The organism is Pseudomonas sp. UW4, assembly GCF_000316175.1.
In the GTDB taxonomy this organism is placed as follows: Bacteria; Pseudomonadota; Gammaproteobacteria; order Pseudomonadales; family Pseudomonadaceae; genus Aquipseudomonas; species Aquipseudomonas laurylsulfatiphila.
This window is the reverse complement of record NC_019670.1, coordinates 2,693,365-2,713,050: the sequence shown is the minus strand read 5'-3', so window position 1 is coordinate 2,713,050 and position 19,686 is coordinate 2,693,365. Positions and strand designations below refer to the sequence as shown.

Annotated in this window: 16 protein-coding genes and 1 tRNA gene; 5 read left to right on the top strand and 12 right to left on the bottom strand. The window is 60.3% G+C overall.

Translation table 11 applies throughout. From position 1 onward, the window contains the following. Positions 1-166: 166 nt before the first annotated feature. The 5 genes from PPUTUW4_RS11800 to PPUTUW4_RS11780 all read right to left on the bottom strand — a co-directional run bounded on the left by PPUTUW4_RS11800 (position 167) and on the right by PPUTUW4_RS11780 (position 5,005). Positions 167-412 carry a ferredoxin family protein gene (locus tag PPUTUW4_RS11800; protein WP_003180418.1) on the bottom strand — a complete coding sequence of 82 codons (246 nt, stop codon included), beginning with the start codon at positions 410-412 and terminating at the stop codon, positions 167-169. 26 nt (positions 413-438) lie between these two features. Further along, the gene (locus tag PPUTUW4_RS11795) at positions 439-2,169 is read right to left on the bottom strand and encodes a fumarate reductase/succinate dehydrogenase flavoprotein subunit (protein WP_015094855.1); all 1,731 of its coding nucleotides are present in this window, start codon (positions 2,167-2,169) and stop codon (positions 439-441) included. Then, positions 2,166-2,918: a GntR family transcriptional regulator gene (locus PPUTUW4_RS11790; RefSeq protein ID WP_015094854.1), complete on the bottom strand. Its 753-nt coding sequence runs from the start codon at positions 2,916-2,918 to the stop codon at positions 2,166-2,168. The genes PPUTUW4_RS11795 and PPUTUW4_RS11790 overlap by 4 nt, the downstream gene beginning before the upstream one ends. Before the next feature lie 214 nt (positions 2,919-3,132). Then, on the bottom strand, positions 3,133-4,101 hold the full coding sequence (locus PPUTUW4_RS11785; protein WP_015094853.1) for a Gfo/Idh/MocA family oxidoreductase: 969 nt from the start codon (positions 4,099-4,101) through the stop codon (positions 3,133-3,135). Positions 4,102-4,117: 16 nt separating this feature from the next. Then, positions 4,118-5,005 carry a Dyp-type peroxidase gene (locus tag PPUTUW4_RS11780; RefSeq protein ID WP_015094852.1) on the bottom strand — a complete coding sequence of 296 codons (888 nt, stop codon included), beginning with the start codon at positions 5,003-5,005 and terminating at the stop codon, positions 4,118-4,120. A 282-nt stretch (positions 5,006-5,287) separates the two neighbouring features. Here PPUTUW4_RS11780 and PPUTUW4_RS11775 point away from each other — a divergent pair, with 282 nt between their 5' ends. Both PPUTUW4_RS11775 and PPUTUW4_RS11770 read left to right on the top strand, forming a co-directional pair. Beyond that, entirely contained in the window at positions 5,288-6,913 is a 1,626-nt protein-coding gene (locus PPUTUW4_RS11775) for an NADP-dependent glyceraldehyde-3-phosphate dehydrogenase (protein ID WP_015094851.1), read from the top strand. A 44-nt stretch (positions 6,914-6,957) separates the two neighbouring features. Continuing rightward, entirely contained in the window at positions 6,958-7,998 is a 1,041-nt protein-coding gene (locus tag PPUTUW4_RS11770; RefSeq protein ID WP_041474849.1) for an FUSC family protein, read from the top strand. A gap of 15 nt (positions 7,999-8,013) precedes the next feature. On the opposite strand, the gene PPUTUW4_RS11765 is transcribed toward PPUTUW4_RS11770, so the two are convergent. Further along, a complete protein-coding gene (locus PPUTUW4_RS11765; RefSeq protein WP_015094849.1) occupies positions 8,014-8,907 on the bottom strand; it encodes a DMT family transporter in 894 nt (297 codons plus the stop codon). Positions 8,908-9,042: 135 nt separating this feature from the next. Between PPUTUW4_RS11765 and PPUTUW4_RS11760 the strand changes: the two genes are divergently transcribed. Together PPUTUW4_RS11760 and PPUTUW4_RS11755 are read left to right on the top strand one after the other, a co-directional pair. Then, the gene (locus PPUTUW4_RS11760; RefSeq protein WP_015094848.1) at positions 9,043-9,480 is read left to right on the top strand and encodes an Lrp/AsnC family transcriptional regulator; all 438 of its coding nucleotides are present in this window, start codon (positions 9,043-9,045) and stop codon (positions 9,478-9,480) included. Positions 9,481-9,536: 56 nt separating this feature from the next. Further along, the gene (locus PPUTUW4_RS11755; RefSeq protein ID WP_015094847.1) at positions 9,537-9,866 is read left to right on the top strand and encodes a YceK/YidQ family lipoprotein; all 330 of its coding nucleotides are present in this window, start codon (positions 9,537-9,539) and stop codon (positions 9,864-9,866) included. 60 nt (positions 9,867-9,926) lie between these two features. Here the strand turns inward: PPUTUW4_RS11755 and PPUTUW4_RS11750 are convergent, their stop codons facing one another. After that, positions 9,927-10,598, bottom strand: a complete 672-nt coding sequence (locus tag PPUTUW4_RS11750) for a Bax inhibitor-1/YccA family protein (protein WP_015094846.1) — start codon at positions 10,596-10,598, stop codon at positions 9,927-9,929. Positions 10,599-10,721: 123 nt separating this feature from the next. Here PPUTUW4_RS11750 and PPUTUW4_RS11745 point away from each other — a divergent pair. After that, positions 10,722-10,809 (top strand) — tRNA-Ser (locus PPUTUW4_RS11745). Positions 10,810-11,007: 198 nt separating this feature from the next. Here PPUTUW4_RS11745 and PPUTUW4_RS11740 read toward each other — a convergent pair. From PPUTUW4_RS11740 to PPUTUW4_RS11720, 5 genes are all read right to left on the bottom strand, one after another. Continuing rightward, positions 11,008-13,434, bottom strand: a complete 2,427-nt coding sequence (locus PPUTUW4_RS11740) for an efflux RND transporter permease subunit (protein WP_015094845.1) — start codon at positions 13,432-13,434, stop codon at positions 11,008-11,010. Between the two features lie 7 nt (positions 13,435-13,441). Further along, entirely contained in the window at positions 13,442-14,398 is a 957-nt protein-coding gene (locus tag PPUTUW4_RS11735) for a YCF48-related protein (RefSeq protein WP_015094844.1), read from the bottom strand. A 68-nt stretch (positions 14,399-14,466) separates the two neighbouring features. Further along, the gene (locus PPUTUW4_RS11730) at positions 14,467-15,825 is read right to left on the bottom strand and encodes a DUF1329 domain-containing protein (RefSeq protein ID WP_015094843.1); all 1,359 of its coding nucleotides are present in this window, start codon (positions 15,823-15,825) and stop codon (positions 14,467-14,469) included. A 13-nt stretch (positions 15,826-15,838) separates the two neighbouring features. Beyond that, on the bottom strand, positions 15,839-17,653 hold the full coding sequence (locus PPUTUW4_RS11725; protein ID WP_227698124.1) for a DUF1302 domain-containing protein: 1,815 nt from the start codon (positions 17,651-17,653) through the stop codon (positions 15,839-15,841). Between the two features lie 440 nt (positions 17,654-18,093). After that, on the bottom strand, positions 18,094-19,653 hold the full coding sequence (locus PPUTUW4_RS11720) for a long-chain fatty acid--CoA ligase (protein ID WP_015094841.1): 1,560 nt from the start codon (positions 19,651-19,653) through the stop codon (positions 18,094-18,096). Positions 19,654-19,686: the final 33 nt, after the last annotated feature.

The window sequence follows — 19,686 nt, the reverse complement described above, 5'->3', positions numbered from 1 at the left end:
GGTGTTCTGGATCAGGCGTCCGGTGGTTGCCGGATGGCTTTTGGGGTTGTTTGAACTCGATTCACTGTGGGAGCGAGCCTGCTCGCGAAGGCGTCCGGTCAGTCAATGGAGATGTCGCCTGTGCCGGCCTCTTCGCGAGCAGGCTCGCTCCCACAGGGACGGTGTTTCAGCGCAGCAGGTAGGGGATCTCCACTTTCACCGCCCCGGTCGGGCAGTCCTTTTCACAGGGCATGCAGTACCAGCATTCGTCGAACGCCATGTAGGCCTTTTGCGTGGCCGGATTGATCGCCAGCAGGTCCATCGGGCAAACGTCGACGCACACGGTGCAGCCTTTGTGGGCGATGCATTTGTCTTCATCGACCGTGACCGGTGCGTTGGAGCGGAAGAAGATTTCCTGGGGTTGGTAAGCCATGTTCGGTCTCTCTCTGGTTGTCGGCATCAAGCCGCATCGGCACCGACCCGCAGCCGGTCGTAGGCCTGCATCTCGTCGGCATCCAGCGGGATGATGTAAGGCTCGACGGCTTTCCTGAAACTGCTCATCAAACCGTTTTCGTCCTTCTTCAGGTGGCAATGGCAGAACCAGTCGCGATCGTTGCGTTGCGGGTGATCGACGCGATGGTGGTAAAGCCCCCAGCGGCTTTCGGCGCGGAACAATGAAGCGCGGGCGGCCATTTCGGCGCAGTCGCGGATCATGCTGACTTCCATGGCGCGCATCAGTTCGTGGGCGTTGTGGGCCTTGATCTGGTCGAGGTCGCGCTGAATGTCGCTGAAGCGTTGCAGGCCGATCTGCATCTTCTTTGTCACTTTCGGCGGTTGCAGGTAGTCGTTGACGAAGCGCCGCAGCTTGTACTCGACCTGGGCCGGTGGCAGGCCGTGTTCGCGGTCCAGCGGTGCATAGACCCGCTGTTTTTCGCTTTCGATCTGCGCGGCATCCAGCGCGGAAAACTCACGCCCGTCGACAAAATCCGCCGCGTTGTTGCCGGCAAACCAGCCATAGGTGAACGCACCGAGCATGTAGTTGTGCGGCACCGCCGCCATGTCCCCCGCCGAGTACAAGCCCTTGACCGAGGTCTCGGCCTTCTCGTTGACCCACACCCCCGACGCCGAATGCCCGCTGCAAAAGCCGATTTCCGAGATGTGCATCTCGACCATCTGCGTGCGGTAGTCGGTGCCGCGATTGGCATGGAACTGGCCACGGCTCGGACGCTCGTTGCTGTGCAGGATCTCTTCGATATTCTGGATGGTTTCCTCGGCCAGGTGATCGAGCTTGAGGAACACCGGGCCGTTGCCGCTTTCCAGTTCCTGATGGAACTCCCACATCATCTGCCCGCTCCAGTAGTCGCACTCGATGAAGCGCTCGCCCTTGTTGTTGGCGGTGTAGCCACCCAGGGGACCGGTGACGTAGGCGCAGGCCGGGCCGTTGTAATCCTTGATCAGCGGGTTGATCTGGAAGCATTCCAGGTTCGCCAGCTCGGCCCCGGCGTGGTAGGCCATCGAGTAGCCGTCGCCGGCATTGGTCGGGTTTTCGTAGGTGCCCATCAGGTAGCCCGAGGACGGCAGGCCCAGGCGGCCGGCGGCACCGCAGGCGAGGATCACCGCCTTGGCCTTGATCACATGGAAGTCCGCCGTGCGGCAATCGAAACCCATCACACCGTTGACCGCGCCCTCCTCGTCCGTCAGCAAACGGGTGCAGACCAGCCGATTGGTGATACTCACCCGCGCGCGCTTCAACTGGCGGTACAGGACTTTCTTGATGTCGTGCCCCTCCGGCATCGGCAACACGTAAGCGCCCATGTGGTGGACCTTCTTCACCGCGTAGTCGCCGGTTTCGTCCTTCTCGAACTTCACGCCCCAGCGGTCCAGTTGCTCGATCGTCTCGAAGCTGTGGGTGGCATAGGCGTACACCGCGGCCTGGTTGACGATGCCGTCGTTGGCGATGGTGATTTCCTTGGTGTACTGCTCAGGCGTCGAGTGGCCGGGAATGATCGCGTTGTTCAGGCCGTCCATGCCCATGCTGATCGCACCGCTGCGCTTGACGTTGGCCTTGTCGATCAACAACACCCGCAGGTCGCGGTTGCGTTCCTTGGCCTTGATCGCCGCCATCGGGCCGGCGGTGCCGCCGCCGATCACGACGATGTCGTATTCCTGCTCCAACGTGCTGCGCGTCATGCCTGATCCCCTTTTTGCCGGTCGATCCGCAGGCGGTACTGGAAGGCATCGCCACGGTAGTAAAGGTGTTCGAAGTCCAGCGGCCGGCCTTCGGCGTCGTGGGTCAGACGCTCGATACGCATGATCGGCGAGCCGGGTTCGACATTCAGCGCCTGGGTCAGGTCGCTGTCGGCCAGTACCGCATCGATGGCCAGGTCCGCGTGACCGAGTGCCAGGCCGCAGTCGTTTTCCAGGATCAGGAAAATGTCGCGGGTGACCAGATCGGCCTTTTCCAGACGCTCGCCAACGGCCTTGGGCAGGTAGGTGATTTCCAGGGAAATCGGCTCGCGATTGATCAGGCGCACCCGTTTGATCTGCGCCACGACCTCGCCTTCTTTGACCTGCAAACGCTCGGCGACCAGCTTGTCGGCTGCAATGAATTTGAAGCTGCGCAGGCGGTTGATCACCTCATAGCCGCGACCGGTCATGGACTCGGCCAGGCCTTGCAGGGTGCTGACGTTCTGGAAGGTTTTCGGCTTGGCGACGAAAGTGCCCTTGCCGTGGATCTTGAAGATCAGCCCTTCCTTTTGCAGGTCACCCAAGGCCTGGCGCACGGTGATGCGGCTGACCTTGAACAAGGCGCCAAGTTCGCTTTCGGAAGGCATCTGGCTGTCTTGCGGGTATTGGCCGTCGAGGATGCGGGCGCGCAGCACGTCTCGCAGCTGGGTGTGCAGCGGGACGCTGCTCAGGGATAGAACGTTATCGGGCATGGCAGATCACTTGTTATAACGAGTTATGACGTGATCTTAGAGAGGTTATGACACGCTTGAGAAATACCGAATGCGCATAAGGTTAGATTCACCACCGTCCCTGTGGGAGCGAGCCTGCTCGCGAAAGCGGAGTGTCAGCCAACAAAATATTGCCTGACACAATGTCTTCGCGAGCAGGCTCGCTCCCACAGGGGACTATGTTTGGTCTGAGGGATCAGTGCCGCTTGAGAATCCGGTCCATCACCCAATCAGTCTTCAGCGCCTCTGCGGCTACCGCCGGATGCTGCGCCTCACCACGAATATGCGCATTCATGCCCAACACATGGTGCCACTGAATGTGCGCGTGATGCTCGATGGTCAGGCTGAGGTTTTCGTCGGCGTGCAGCTCGACCGGGTGCTCGTCGAACACCGAAAAGCTGATCCGGCCTTGACTGCCAATCACTTCGACCCGGTCTTCGCGGCGATCGGCGACGAAGTTCCAGCAGCCCATTCCCAGTGCCCCGCTGGCAAACCGCCAAGTGGCGCTGACGGCATCTTCGGCCGCGTACAAACCGGCCTGCCGTGCGGTGAACCCGGCGACTTCGACGATATCGCCGAACAGGTACTGAAACAGGTCCAGGCCATGGCTGGCCAGATCGGCGAAATAGCCACCACCGGCAATCGCCGGATCGGTACGCCAGTTGTTCGCGCCACCCAGATCCGCTGCCGACGGGGCTTTGGTGAGGGTCCAGCTCAAGTGCCGGACCTCGCCGATCCGCCCCTCCTCCAGCCATTGCCGCACTTGCCGGAAGCGTGGCAGCGAACGCCGGTAATAGGACACGAACAGATGCAACCCGGCATCGGCAAACACCTGCTGCATCTCGCGACTTTGCCCGGCGTTGAGCGCCATCGGTTTCTCGACGCAGCAATGCTTGCCGGCGGCGGCCACCTGCAAGGCATAGGCGTGATGGCTGTCGGGCGGTGTAGCGATGTATACGGCGTCGACCTCGGGATCGTTGATCAACGCTTGCGCATCGGTATAAACCCTCGCGATGCCGTGGCGCGCGGCGTAGTCGGTGACGGCCTCCAGGCGCCGCCCCATCACCGCCACCAGCGCCGATCCGGGCGCTTTGTAGAAGGCTGGTGCGCTTTTGCGTTCAGCGACACTGCCACAACCGATCATGCCCCAGCGCACCAGGTTCATAGGCTCTCCTTGCCGTTCAGTCGATACGCAATGCGCGCAGGTCCAGTCGACCGTCCTTGAGCGGCGGGCACCAGTAGTAGCCACCGGTGACCGGACGGCTGATGCGGTACAGGCCGTCGGTGATGCCGTCTTCCAGGCCACTCATGCGGCGCAGCTGGGCTTCGAAGGCGTCGAGGGAGAAACCGAAGGCCAGGAACATCAGGCCGGCACGGTCACCTTCGATCCACGGCATCGAGCGGCGCACCACGAAGGCCTCGGGCGCAAAACTTTCCTGGGCGGTGCGTTTGACGTGGGCGGAAACCGGCGCATCGTCGATCTCTTCGTTATCGCTCAGGCGGCGGCCCATGATGTTGTCTTTCTCATCCGCCGACAGCCCATGGAAACCTTTCAAGTCATGCTGCCACTGCTGGATCGCGGCGAAGCTGCCACCCACCAGGCCGTCCGCGCCTTCAGCCACCAGTGCAGCAGCCACTGCGGCTTCGTCATGCGGGTTCTCGGTGCCATCTTCGTAGCCGGTCAGGTCATGGCCGGTCATGTGGCGGAAGGTTTCGTTCATCTGCACCAGGCGCAACGCCGGGGCCAGTGCCGCTGTGATGGCGTTGCTGCGGTTGAGCAACTCGCCACGGTCCTCACCGTGCAGCCAGCACCAGAGCGCGTGTTGGGTCGACGGATTGTCGACGCCGACGCCCGTCAGCGCCGGGAACGGCCGCAGACCTTCGATCTGCCCGTCCAGCGCCTTGACCAGGGACTCGCCGAAGCCGGCCACCACCGACTTGCCGTCCACCAGCCCTTGCAGGTTATCGAGCGCAGCCGGCAGTGCAGCGGCGGATTCGAGCGCGAAGAACATATGGCGGGCTTGAGGCGGAACGGGGGTGGCGAGAATGCCCGGCTGGTAATGACTCATATGAACTCCTTGAAAAAGAGCATGGAGTTTAACCGGTGTGTGAGGTTTTGTGTGCCGTCGGAGGCCATGAACCTGTGGCAAAGGGGGGCTTCTGTGGTAAGTGGACTACTATGGCGAGTGGCTTCTGTGGCGAGGGGGCCAACAAGGGGCACTTCTGAGGCCATGACGCAGGGCACCGATAAACCCGCGAACGGCAAAACGCTGAGATGAGTCATGACAAGGGTTGCTGAGGTCTGCTAAAACGATTCATCAGTGCATAACCCAATCCAGAGGGGTAACGACATGACCACAGCCAATATTCTCCAGAACCTGTTCCCGAGCCCTGCCGACATCCCGGAAAAGTACCGCCTCGACGGCCAGACCGAACAGCGTGAGTACCTGGTCGATGGCGTCCTGAGAACCTGGAACGGGCCACTGGCCCAGGTCCGCAGCCCGGTGTACTTGACCGGTGCCAACGGCGACGAGCAAGTGATCCTTGGCAGCACGCCGCTGCTCGATGCCGACACCGCATTGACCGCCCTCGACGCTGCCGTGCGCGCCTACGACCGCGGCCAGGGATTGTGGCCGACCATGCGCGTGGCCGAGCGCATCCAGCACGTCGAAACCTTCCTCGGGCGCATGCGCGAGCAGCGCGACGCCGTGGTCAAGCTGCTGATGTGGGAAATCGGCAAGAACCTCAAGGACTCGGAAAAGGAGTTCGACCGCACCTGCGACTACATCGTCGACACCATCAACGCGCTCAAAGAGCTCGATCGCCGCTCCAGCCGTTTCGAACTGGAACAGGACACCCTCGGCCAGATCCGCCGTGTGCCGCTGGGCGTCGCCCTGTGCATGGGGCCTTACAACTATCCATTGAACGAAACCTTCACCACGCTGATCCCGGCGCTGATCATGGGCAACACCGTGGTGTTCAAACCGGCGAAACTCGGCGTGCTGCTGATTCGCCCGCTGCTGGAAGCCTTCCGCGACAGCTTCCCGGCCGGGGTGATCAACGTCATCTATGGCAGCGGCCGCGAGACGGTCAGTGCGCTGATGGCCAGCGGCAAGATCGACATCTTTGCCTTCATCGGCACCAACAAGGCCGCCAGCGACCTGAAAAAACTCCATCCCAAACCCCACCGCTTGCGCGCGGCGCTGGGCCTGGATGCGAAGAACCCGGGCATCGTCCTGCCGGAAGTGGACCTGGACAATGCGGTCAGTGAAGCGGTGACCGGCTCGCTGTCCTTCAATGGCCAGCGCTGCACCGCCCTGAAGATCCTGTTTGTCCACGAAGACGTGGTCGAGTCCTTCATCGACAAATTCAATGCCAGGCTCGCCAACCTCAAGCCCGGCATGCCCTGGGAAAGTGGCGTAGCCCTGACGCCCCTGCCGGAATCGGGCAAGGTCGACTATCTGCATGCACTGGTGGCGGATGCCGAGAGCAAAGGCGCCAGGGTGGTCAACCCCAACGGCGGCGAGGCCCGTGCGTCGTTCTTCTACCCGGCGGTGCTGTACCCGGTTACGCCGCAGATGCGGGTTTACCAGGAAGAACAGTTCGGCCCGGTCATCCCCATCGTGCCGTACCGCCACCTGGATACCGTGATCGACTACGTGCTGGAGTCGGATTTCGGCCAGCAGTTGAGCATCTTCGGCACCAATCCGGTGGCGGTCGGCCGGCTGGTAGACACCTTTGCCAACCAGGTCGGGCGCATCAACCTCAATGCCCAATGCCAGCGCGGACCGGACACCTACCCCTTCAATGGTCGCAAGAACTCGGCCGAAGGCACCCTGTCGGTGCATGACGCACTGCGGGTGTTTTCGATCCGCACGCTGGTGGCCACCAAGTTCCAGGAGACCAACAAGGACCTGATCAGCGAGATCATCAGTGGCCGCAGTTCGAGCTTCCTGACCACCGACTACATCTTCTGAGGAGAGCCAGCCTGAGTACATCCAGAGCCGATCGACTGCCACCGCTGCTGCGCCGATTGCTGCGTCCATTGCTGGACCCGTACCGGCGCTACCGCCACGCCCGGGTGATCCATGCGGTGCGGGTGTCGCTCGGCTTGCTGGCGACGATCCTGCTGACCACCGGGATCAAACTGCCCCACGGCGAATGGGCGTCGGTGACCATGCTGGTGGTGATCGGCGGCTTGCAGCACCACGGCAACATCGGCAAGAAAGCCGCCGAGCGCGCCATTGGCACCCTGATCGGCGCCGGTGTCGGCCTGGCGTTGGTGGCACAACAGGCTTGGCTCGGGATGCCCTGGCTGACCTATTTCGCGATGTCGGTGGTCTGCGGGTTCTTCTCGTATCACGCCATCGGCAAGGGCGGCTACACCGCGCTGCTGTCGGCGATTACCGTGTTCATCGTCGCGGGGCACGGCGACAACCCGGTCACCGATGGCTTGTGGCGCGGGGTGGATATCCTGGTCGGCATTGCCCTGGCCCTGGCGTTTTCCTTCGCCCTGCCGTTGTATGCGGTGTATTCCTGGCGCTACAACCTGGCCGATGCGCTGCGTGATTGCGCGAAAGTCTACGGGCGCATCATTGACGGCCAGGCCATTACCGCCGACGAACACCTCAAGCTCATGACGCGCCTGAATGCGGCGATGGTGCAACTGCGCTCACTGATGCCGTCGGTGTCCAAGGAAGTGAAGATTTCCATGACCGAGCTCGATGCCATCCAGCGCAACCTGCGCATGTGCGTCAGCACCCTGGAAATCCTTGGCAATACCCGACCCGATGCCAATGACCCCGAGGCGATGACGCTCCTGCAAACGGCATTGAAAGCCGAACATCGGCAGATTCGCGTGCAATTGATCGGCATGGCCCGGGCGTTGAAATCAGGCGCCGCCCAGCGCCTCGATCGGCCCATGGAGGTGCCGCTGGTCAGCCTCGATGCGCCGGTCTACAACGCGTTGGACGGTTATCGCTTGCTGACCCGGCAACTGGCCGCCAACCTCGGCGAGATGCGCCAGCGCCTGGCCAGGAATGCCCCGCGCTGGAACATCTGACGCGGGCGAAGCGGGTTACGGCGTCACCGTGCGCCGAAACTTCAGCGACCAGCCTTGTTGCATACCGGCAGCGGCCAGCAGAATCGCCGCGACGCCGATCCACTGCAGCGGCTCCAGGCGATGGCCGAAGGCAAACCAGTCGACGAAAATCGCCGCAATCGGGTAGATGAAGGACAGCGCCCCCGTCAGCGCAGTCGGCAGTTTTTGAATGGCGCCGTACAGCAACACATACATCACACCGGTGTGCACCATGCCCAGTGTCACCAGGCTGGCCCATGCGCTCGGCGCCTGCGGCAGTGTCGAAAGATTCGCCAATGGCGCGAGCAACAACACGCCGGTGCTGACCTGGATCAGCGCAATCAGGTGCGGTGGCGTCCCCGTCAAACGCTTGATGATCAGCGCGGCAATCGCATAGAGAAACGCCGCGCCCAACGCCAGGGCAATGCCCGTCAGGTAATCGCTGCCGCTCTCGCCCTGGCTGCCATGGGCACTGACGATGGCCAGCATCCCGAGAAACGACACCCCCAGCCAGAGCATTTTCTGCGCGGTGATCTTTTCGTTGAGAAACAGCGCCGCCAGCCCGACCAGCATGAACGGCTGAACGTTATAGACGGCGGTGCCGATGGCAATCGACGCCCGGGAATAGGACGCGAACAACAACACCCAGTTACCGACGATCGCCACCCCGCTGAGCACGGCGAGCAAAAACGTGGTGCGGGTCAGAATGCCGGGGCGCAGAAAGCCGAAGGCGGCGCAAATCAGCAGCAAGGTGCCGGCACCGAACAGGCAGCGCCAGAACACCACATCCAGCACCGGTTGCCCGGACACCAGCACGAACCAACCGATGGTGCCGGAGATCAGCATGGCGGCCGTCATTTCAAACGAACCGCGGCGTAGGGTTTTGTCCATCATCAGACTCCTGTGTTTGTGGCCAAAGTATGCCAATGCAGCCGGGGGCTACTCCATAGCAGAAAGCAGGCTAAACTCTGAGTCAGCCTTTTTTACAAAGGCAATTTTGAAAAAACGCCTAACAGAGGGTTCGCCATGACCGATGACATCGACCAAGTGCTGATCACGGCCCTGATGCAAGATTCGCGACGCTCGCTCAAGGCCCTGGCGCAAATCAGTGGCCTGTCCTCCCCCAGCGTCGCCGAGCGCCTGCGCCGCCTGGAAGAGCGCGGCGTGCTCAAGGGCTACACCGTTGAAATCGACCCGAAAAGCTTCGGCTATCAACTCCAGGCCATCGTGCGTATTCGCCCGTTGCCGGGCCAGTTGCAAGAGGTGGAGCGGCAAATCATGGCCATTCCCGAATTCACCGAGTGCGACAAGGTGACCGGCGACGACTGTTTCATCGCACGCCTGCACGTGCGCTCGATGGAGCAACTGGACACCCTGCTCGACCGCCTCAACACCCACGCTGAAACCAACACGGCCATCGTGAAGAAAACCCCGGTCAAGCGCCGGTTACCGCCCATGGCGTGAGTGATATTTGATTCAGGCTGCAGTAGATTGATGGTTTCCGGCGAAGGATTGACGGTATGAAAACTCAGGCAATGCTACTGGTGGCTATGATGCTTGCGGGTTGCGGCACGATTCAGACGGTTGTGCGCAGTGATGAAGTAGCGTCGAAAAGTCTCAAGGAACAAAAGAGTTACTGCGGCGCGGTACCGCGAATCTACAGCGGCGTGACCTACGACTTTTGCATGCTGAACGCGCCCCTCGAAGAGGGTCGGGATGCACAGATACATGGCCCCGCCCCCGCCGTCGTGCTGCTTGACGTGGTCGTGTCCGGGGCGATGGACACCTTGCTGCTGCCATACACCATCTACCGCCAGCAAGCTGACGGCAGCATTGTCATTACCGAGTAACCCTGGTTTCCAGGCAATAAAAAACCCGCCTGAGCGGGTTTTTTACTTCAAGGCCGACGATCAGTCATCACGGCTCATGATGCCGAACAGCTGCAACAGGCTGACGAACAGGTTGTAGATCGATACATACAGGCTGATGGTGGCCATGATGTAGTTGCGCTCACCGCCGTGAATGATGGCGCTGGTCTGGAACAGAATGCACACCGAGGAGAACAGCACGAAACCTGCGCTGATCGCCAGTTGCAGGCCGCTGATCTGGAAGAACAGGCTCGCCAGCGTCGCACCCAGCAGCACAAAGAAGCCTGCCGTGATGAAACCGCCGAGGAAGCTCATGTCCTTGCGGGTAATCAGCACATAGGCCGACAGGCCACCGAACACCAGCGCGGTCATCGCGAAGGCCGAGCTGACCACTTCAGCGCCGCCCTGCATACCCAGGTAACGGTTGAGGATCGGACCAAGCAGGAAACCCATGAAACCGGTCAGGGCAAATGCCGACACCAGGCCCCAGGCGGAATCACGGAGTTTGTTGGTGAGGAAGAAAAGGCCGTAGAAGCCGATCAGCACCACGAAGATATTCGGGTAGCCAACACGCATCTGCTGGGCAACGTAGGCCATCACACCACTGAATGCGAGGGTCAGGGCGAGCAAGCCGTATGTGTTGCGCAGGACGCGGCTAACCTCTAGCTGCTCAGCCTGCACGCTGTTATTAACTGCGTAATCCTGTTCGCGCATGGCGACACTCCTGTTGGTTTGAAACGTTCAGTCGCAAAGATCATAACAGACACTCTGTAACTAGCTATGCAGAGAGTTTGACAGTGTGTTTCATTCAGGTATTATGGCGCCCGCAACGCAAACGGAGGTGTGGCCGAGTGGTTTAAGGCAACGGTCTTGAAAACCGTCGACTGTAACAGGTCCATGAGTTCGAATCCCATCGCCTCCGCCATCTTTATACGACAAAGCCCTGATTATTCAGGGCTTTGTCGTTTCTGGGGTTTGGTAAAGTTTCCCAGCCCACACTTCAGCCCACTTCTTTGCAGCAGCCAAACTGGCAGATGCCCAAGCGTAACGATACAAGCGTTGCCCCCCCTGACTCCCCCCCAAAAAAAAGACGGCCCGAAGGCCGCCAAAGTACTGCATGGAGTTAGTTTGCGGATGGCTGCGCAGGATGCTTGCCGGCGTGCACCGGCGGTAGCAGCCATGCCGCCAGTGCCGGTAGCAACAGGATGGCGCCCCAAACGTTGACCAGGAACATGAACGCCAACAGCACGCCCATGTCGGCCTGGAACTTGAGGGTGGAAAACACCCATGTGGACACGGACACCGTCATTGTTATTGCGGTGAACAACGAGGCAGTGCCACGCTGCTTCAGCGCTTCGACAAACGCCTGACGCAGGTCTGAATGACGTGAATGCATTTCGTGCTTGATCCGCTCGAACAAGTAAATGCCGTAATCCACACCGACCCCGACGCCCAGTGCCACCACCGGTAGCGTGTTGACCTTCAGACCAATACCCAGCCATGCCATCAACCCGTTGCACAGCACCGTGACCAGCGCCAGTGGAAGAATGATGCACAGGGTGATACGCAGCGAGCGAAAGCTCAGCAGGCAGAGTAAGGTCACCGAGCCGAAAAGCGCGAGGTTCACCCACTTGTCCGCCGCCTCGACCGCCTCATTGGTCGCGGCCATTACCCCGACATTGCCACTGGCCAGTTGAAAACGGAGGTCATCGCCGTCGTGGGTTACCTTGAACGCCTTGATCCGTTCGATGATGTTGCTGATAGTCGAGGCCTGGTGATCTTCGGTGTACAGCGAGATCGGCATGGCACTGCAGGTGGAGTTCATCAGTTCATTGCCAAGGCGCGTAGCAAACCCCACGCCTTGGGCAATTTGCGCCTGCTCCTCGGGAATGGTGCGCCATTTGATGAAGGTTTCCGCGTAGCCTTGGGTGATCTGCCCGACATAGCCCGCCAGCCCTCGCACCGTACCGACACCCGGGGTCTGCTTCATCTCGAATTCGAAATCTTCGACTTTGCCCAGAATGTTGCGATCAACACAGGGCGACTCGTTGCCCTTTGCCTCAACCACCACCTGCAACAGGTCAACGCCGATGGCGAAGTTACGGGTGACCATCGCCACGTCCTGGTTGTAACGCGAATCGGCACGCAGCTCCGGGACACCCTGCCCCGTGTCTCCCACCTTCAACTTTCCCGCCTGCCACATGCCGACGCCGAGCAGAACCATCGCAATCAGGATGACCGGCACACTGCCCTTTCGGGTTGCCAATCCCCCCAGGTGCTCCCACAACCAGTCCCCAGAGGTTTCCTTGCCCCGCAGGCGCTCGGCATCCTTGGCCGAAATGCGCATGTAAGACAGCAGGATCGGCAACAGCAGTTTGTTGGTGAGGATCATCAGGCTGACCCCCAACGTCGCGGTGATGGCCAGTTCCCGCACCATCTCGATCTGCACGAAGGCGATTACCAGAAACCCCAGTGCATTGGCCAGCAGCGCCATGGCACCTGGAATGAAGAGTTTCTGGAAGCAATTGCGCGAAGCGGTAATGCTGTCGTGACCATGCAACACTTCCAGTTTCCAGGCGTTGGTCATCTGCACCGCATGGGAGACACCAATGGAGAAAATCAGGAACGGCACCAAAATCGACATGGGGTCGAGGGCCAACCCCAACAGCGGCAGTAGACCCAGTAGCCATACCACCGGGACCATGGCGCAAACCAATGCCCAGGACGTCAGCATCAGCGAGCCGCAATACCAATAAAGCAACAGTGCGGTGATCACGAACGCCACGGCGAAGAACAGCAGCACCCCGGCGGCACCGTCTGCGATATCCCCGGTCGACTTGGCGAAACCAATGATGTGCACACTGACGCCATCTTTTTCGTGCTTGGCGCGAATCGCCTCCAGGGACTGGCTGACCGCTTGCAGATCCAGGCGCAAGCCTGTCTCCGGGTCCACTTCCTGCAAGTTCGCCACCACCATGGCGGCGCTCAAGTCATTGGAGACGATACGGCCGACCCAATCGGACTTCAGCACATTTTCGCGCACCGCCTTCAGTTGCTCTGGAGTACCGGAGAAGTCGGCCGCAACAATGTTGCCGCCCCTGAAGCCGTCTTCTACCACCTCGTTGTAGCGCACATTGGAGGTGAACAACGAAGTGACCGAGCTACGCTCGACGCCCTTGATGTAGAAAACTTCCTCGGTGACCTGATGCAAGCTCTCCATGAATCCGGGGTCGAAGATCTCGCCCTTTTCGTTCTTCAACGCCAGCAATACTTTGTTGGCGCCGCCGAAAACCGACTGATACTTGAGAAAGGACTGCATGTACTCATGCTGCAGCGGGATCATCTTGGAAAAGCCCGCCTCCACACGCAGCCGTGTGGCGGTGAAGGTAAACAGCAGCGTCAATAGAATGAAAAAAATCAGAAGCGGGCGACGCAAGTGAAAAATCCACCAGGACACCTGACCGACCAGACTACGGGAGAAGTGGTGGCGGTCGAGCACCTGAACGTCGCCCACAAGCTCGAGCCCCTGATTGTCGTGGTACTTACTCATAGAAACCTCAATTGGCTGTCGCTTGCGTCAAGCTCAGAGACTGAACACCGGCATCGCCCACGGCCAGGGCACCGCCGGGCACCGCAACTATCTGCGAGAGCCCGCCACGGGCGGCGTGACTCAGCTCAAAGCTTTTGCCATCGTCGTTACTCAGTGCCAGCAGTCCGGCATTGCCGACCAGGGCGATACGCCCGTCAGACAAAACCTGCCCCCCTTGCAGTGCAACCTTGGCGTCCAGGGGAATCAGCTGCCAGGTATCTCCCTGATCGTTTGAGCGATACAGATTGCCGCGCATGCCGAAAGCCAACAGCGCACCACTTGGCGTCTGCAGTCCGCCAAAAAAAGAACCCTCGTAAGGGGATTGCAACGCGTCCCAGTTCAGCCCCAGGTCACGCGAGCGCAGCAAGGTGCCGGACTCGCCGAAAAGGAACAGGTCACCACCGACCTTCAGCACTTTGGCGATGTGCCGATCAAAGTCCTCCCCCATCACCGTTTTCTTGCTCCAGCTCAAGCCAGCGTCGACGGATTCCAGATAGTGACCGAATGCGCCATAGGCGACGAAATGCTGGCCGCCCAGGTAGGTGACACCGAGCAGCGAATCATGACCGATACCGTCCACCCCTACGGCTGTCCATTGCTGACCGCCATCGGTGGTGCGCAACAGGGTCGCGCCATGTCCAACGGCGATGCCCAGTCGGTCGTTGGCGAAAGCAAGCCCGGTCAGCGTTCGATCGGCTGGCGTATGAATGCCCTGCCAATGTTGCCCATCATCCGCGGAACGAAGGATCCAGCCGCGCTCGCCGGCACTGAACAGTTGACTGCCCACACGCTGGATATCGAGCAGGATGATTCGCTGTGAATTGATCCCGGTCTGGATCGAGCCAGGCGTCTCGGCATGTACAGCAGATGCCGCGATGAGTGCCGCCCACAACACCCTGTGAACGGACTTGCCCAAAATAGCCATTGGCCGCTCCTCTCTTGTATTTGTAATCGACGACCCGCAATCGGGTCGCCTTGAGACTGCCTGAGGGCTTAGTGACCAGCGCGACGCAGGGCATCGGGCTGGAAGTCGGCCTGACGCCCCTTGACGCCGAACTTCCAGGGTTGCTTAACCTCATTGTCCAGGCCCGAGACCATGTAGTTGCCGTTGCTCAGGTCATGGAAGATGTTGGCGCGGTACCACGGCACACCGACGTCATAGAACTGGATCGTCGGGTGTACGCCAATGCGCCATAGCTGCCCTCGGGTGTCGTAGGCGTCTTCGAGCAACACGGTCCAGCTGTCCTCGTCGAGATACATCACGCGCTTGCCGTAGATATGCTTCTGCCCGGCCTTGAGCGTGCCCTCGACGACCCACGTACGGTGGAGTTCGTAGCGCATCAGGTCGGCATTCACGGTGCCTTTTTGCAGGATGTTTTCGTATTTCAGCGACTTATCGGACAACTTGTAGTCGTTGTACGGAACATAGATTTCCTGCTTGCCAACCAGTTTCCAGTCATAGCGGTCGGGCGCGCCGTTATAGCCGTCGTACTGGTCGGTCACCCGCATGCTCTCGGTGCCATCGCTGACGTTGTCATACGCCAGATCCGGCGCGCGGCGCACACGACGTGCACCGGCGTTGTAGATCCAGGCCGAGCGCGCTTCCTTGACCTGGTCCACCGGTTCGCGCACCAGGTAGACCGTGCCCTGTAATGTGGCCGGTTCGAGGAAGTAGCCCAGAAAGGAAAACAGGTGGTTGTCCATACTGCGATCCATGTTCTGGTCGAACACGCGGTTCTCGCGGAAACCAACCTTGTAGAACTCGCCGCTGCTACGTACCGGGAACCAGTGATAGGTCCGCTCGAAGCCACCGCCCAAGTAGCGAACCAAGTGGTTCCAGATTGCTTCCTGACCGTTCTTCGGGATCGGGAACGGTATGTTCGAGCCATTGAGGTTGCTCAGACCGAAACCCTGCAACTCGACCTGAGTGGACTGAGTCTTGGCTTTGGCGGTGACTTCAGCCGGCAGTGCGGCGGTGCGCCGGGTCTGGTAGATCGGCATCTTGAAGTTGTCATACTTCTTCAACAAAGCCAGGGTGCCGGGAGACAGCTTGTCTTTGTATTGATCGGCATTGGCCGCGGTGATCATCATCTGCGGTTTGTCTTGCGGGAACGGATCAACGTAGCCCTTCTCCGGACTCCAGCCTGCCGGAGGAGCCGTCAGGCCGCCCTGCCAGGCTGGAATGCTGCCATCGGCATTGCCGGCCTTCTCGGCGCCAACCGGAGTAAGGTCGTTACCCAGGCGCGCCGCCTCTGCGTCGGTCAATTTGGCGAAAGCGTCGTTCCCGCCAAGCAACAGTGCGATGGCAATAGCCAGGGCACGCGGGGTGTGGCAAGTCTTTATTGTTTTCATGCCTTGTTCCTCATCAGAACTTGTAGCTGTAATTCATCGAGTAGTAGTCCCGGTCACGCAACGGGTCGTACTTGGCGTCGTTGTTGTACGTCACATAGTTGAACTCCAGGCTGTGGGCCTTCAGGTAGTCGAAACGAACGCCGGCACCGACGGTAAACCGGCCTTCGTTGAACTGACCGTCCATCGAAACCCCTTCCACGTCCTGCCCCAGAAACAAACTCGGGTAAGTGCTGACGCCTACGCCCAACAGGTCCGGGTACTCCAGTTGCCCTCGCAATCTGTAGCCCCAGGCGAAGTCGGTGATGTAACCGTCGTTCTTGCAGCCGTCGGGTTGCGGGTTGGTCGCAGTGCCGCAGAGGTTCCCGCCATAGCTGGGCGCCGAACCCGGGCCAAAGATGAAACCGCGACCGTAACGAATGTCGCTGTCATCCTGAGGGATGTCGTTCCACTGGAAGGCCACTTCACCGGCCACCTGCAAGCTCGATGCGCCCAGAACGTTGGGGAACAGGTTGATGCCGTTGATCTGCAACTGGGTTTTATCGAAGCGGTCATACCCGGTGATATAGGCATTCGGGCCAGCGGCTCGCGCGCCCGCACCTTGCGGCCCCACCCCTTGGGCAGCGGCGGCAAGCAGGTCGTTGCCGTTACGTTGTACCGGCGTGTTTGGCGAGTAGCTCAGTTCCGCACCGACCGACCAACTGGCCAGCGTGGTGGCGGCGCTCAGGCCATACAGGTGGATGTCTTCGGGATACTCCCAGAAGGCAGTCGTCGAGGTCGCACCGAACGGCAGATTTTCATGGACCTGCACCGGGTTGAGGAAGGGTGCCCGCGCCCCGGCGGGGATCCGGCCCCAATCGCCGCTTTGGGCGGAAATGATCGGCGTACGCGAGTGAATGGTCATGGCGTAGGCACCGAGCTCCGTGTCGATCGATTCGACCAGATAGTGCAGCGCCACCCCCCATTGCCCCGAATCCCGGGCTTCATCGCCAGTGCTCAGTGGGACGTTCATGCCATTGCGAAAGCCGACCGGGTTGCTGACGTTAGGCAGCGACGTGGCCATGGTGCAACCACCCGGATGAGTCGAAATGATGGTTTCGGTGGTCGACCAGTAGTTGCCACAGCCCTCAACGGCAGTAGGCTCCCACTTGAACTGGTAGAACGCTTCCAGCGACAGCCCGTCACTCAAGCCGAAGCTGCTGGAAATCATCCACACCGGCAGCAACGCTTCCTTGACCTCGGTGCCCGGACGGCGCAGTGAAGGAACGTCGATCGGGTTGATCTGGTTGAGCCCCTGAACAAAGATGCTCTCGCCCCAGTTCAGCACCTGGCGACCCAGGCGCACCTGCAGCGGGTGATCGTCCAGGTGGTAGGTGTCGTAGACGTAGGCGTCGAGCAGGTAAACGCCTTTGTTCCTTTGCAGGTCGTCAAAGCCGTTATCGGACAATGGCTTTTTCTGGTAACCATTGGCCTGGTTGCCAAAGTGCACGTCTTCGTCTTCCAGCGCCTGGTCGTACCAGCCCTTCACGCGCAGCATGCCGCCCATGTCGCCGTTGTGCAGGTTCAGTTCGGTGAGGAACTTGCCGATGGTAGAAAACCGGTCGCCGCGATCGTAGTTGAGGTTGCCGCCATCGGTATTGGAACCGCCCAGGCCGTCTGTCTTGCCGATCACCTGTCCGTCGAGCCGACTGTACAACTCGTTATCGCGCCCTTCGGCACGCCAGCTGCTGCCAACGGAAAGTGTGGTGTCGAGACTCCCCGACCAACCGCTCTCGGTATCAAAATTGAATGCCTGGGCATTGCCGGCGCCCACTCCGAGAATTCCAAGCACGACTGCCTGACCAAGCTGATGCCGGACAAAGCCTGTTTGTGGCGAACTTATTCTTATCATTGTTCACATTCCTAAATAATCTCGACGCTACGGTTCAACCCACCACTCTTTGGCTCCTGGATTCCCTGTGAAAAAACCTCCCTCCCCAACCACCCCGGCCGCCAGAGACTGGCCGGACAAGTAAACATTGACTGCGCAGCGCTTAACCCTCCCGAGATGGGAGGGGGTTGGGAGGGAGGCAGGAAAGGGAGTCACACCGCACTGGCGAATGGGAAATGCAGGCGCACGCCGCTGCCGGCTGTTGTGCACAACAGCCGGAGCGAATCAAGCAGGAAGCGAGAAACAGCCGGGGCGCAAAGCCCGTCCACAAGAGCTCATCGATGACCTGGCAGTTGCCGGCTCAAGTCATCCATGGTCGATTGCGCCCGGAGATGGGTCGCTCAACCAACTCGCCGCGAACTGCCCTGCCAGAACGGTTCACGCAGTTCGCTCTTGAGCACCTTGCCAGCGCCCGAGAGCGGTAACGCAGCACGGAACTCCACGCTTTTCGGCGCCTTGTAGCCGGCGATCTGACGCTTGCAATGGGCGATCAATTCTTCGCCATTCGGTTCAGTGCCAGGCTTGAGTACCACCACGGCATGCACCGCCTCGCCCCATTGCTCGCTAGGGATCCCGATCACCGCACACATGGCGATATCCGGATGGCTGCACAAGGCATTCTCGACCTCCGCCGAGAACACGTTTTCGCCACCGGTGACGATCATGTCCTTGAGGCGGTCGACAATGAAGATGTAGCCATTTTCGTCCATCCTGGCCCCGTCCCCCGTACGCAACCAGCCATCACCAGGCAGAGCCGCCAGGGTTTGCTCGGGTTTGTTCAGGTACCCGCTCATTGCATTCGGGCCCCGAACGACGATTTCACCGATGCTGCCACGAGGCACCTCACGGCCATCGTCGTCGACGATCTTGACTTCCACCGCCCGGGTGGCACGACCACAGGAGCGCAGCATGCCGGCAGCGGCGGCCGCCGCGGTGTGCTGAGCCGGGCCGAGCAGCGAAACAATGGGCGACATCTCCGTCTGGCCATAAGCCTGGAACAGCTGCAGTTGCGGCAGTATGGCCTGCAGGCTCCACAGCGTCTGCTCCTGAATGGGCGAAGCGCCGTACACCAGGTGCTGCAACGAGGACAGGTCGTAATTGCCCACCTCGGGATGATTGATCAACAACTGAATCATGGTCGGCACCAGCATGGCCACCTGAATGCCGTGACGCTGAATCGCCGCCATCGCTTCGGCCGGCTGGAACGCCGGCAGAATGACGTGAGTCGCGCCTTCAAGCACACCGACATAACCGGTGGACATGTCCGCCAGATGGAACATCGGTGCTGCGCGCAGCATGACTGAATCAGGCGGCACCAGGCCCTCGACATCCAGCGCAATCTGGCTGCTCCAGAAGGCCGTATGACTGATCATCACGCCCTTGGGGAAACCCGTGGTGCCGCCGGTATAGAACACACCAAGGAGTGAATCGCCGCCACGTCGGGCATCCTCCATGGGCGAGGCCTGGGCAATCAGCGTTTCGTAATCCAGCATCGCATCCGGCGTGGTGCCGTCACCGACGTAGATGACATGACGCAACGAAGGAACCTGCCTGGATAACCGCAGACCGATGTCCTTGAAAGTCTCGTCAACCAACAGTACCGAGGTTTGCGAATCGGTCAGGGCATAAGCGTTCTCCTCCGCACTCCAGCGCGTGTTGCAAAGATTGAGAACGGCATCGGCCCAGGGTACGGCGAAGCAATATTCGAGGTAACGATCAGAGTTCAAACCCAGCATGGCGACGCAATCGCCACTCTGTACGCCAAGCTCACGCAACGCTCCGGCCAGTCTCGCAACACGCTCGACAAACTGCTGCAGAGTGCGACTGCGATCGCCGTAGATCGTCATTAATCGCTCGGGCGCGCACTGTAGATTACGGTGCAAGGGCTGAGTGAAGTACATGGTCTCTCCTGAAGTTGCAGCTATTGTTATTGT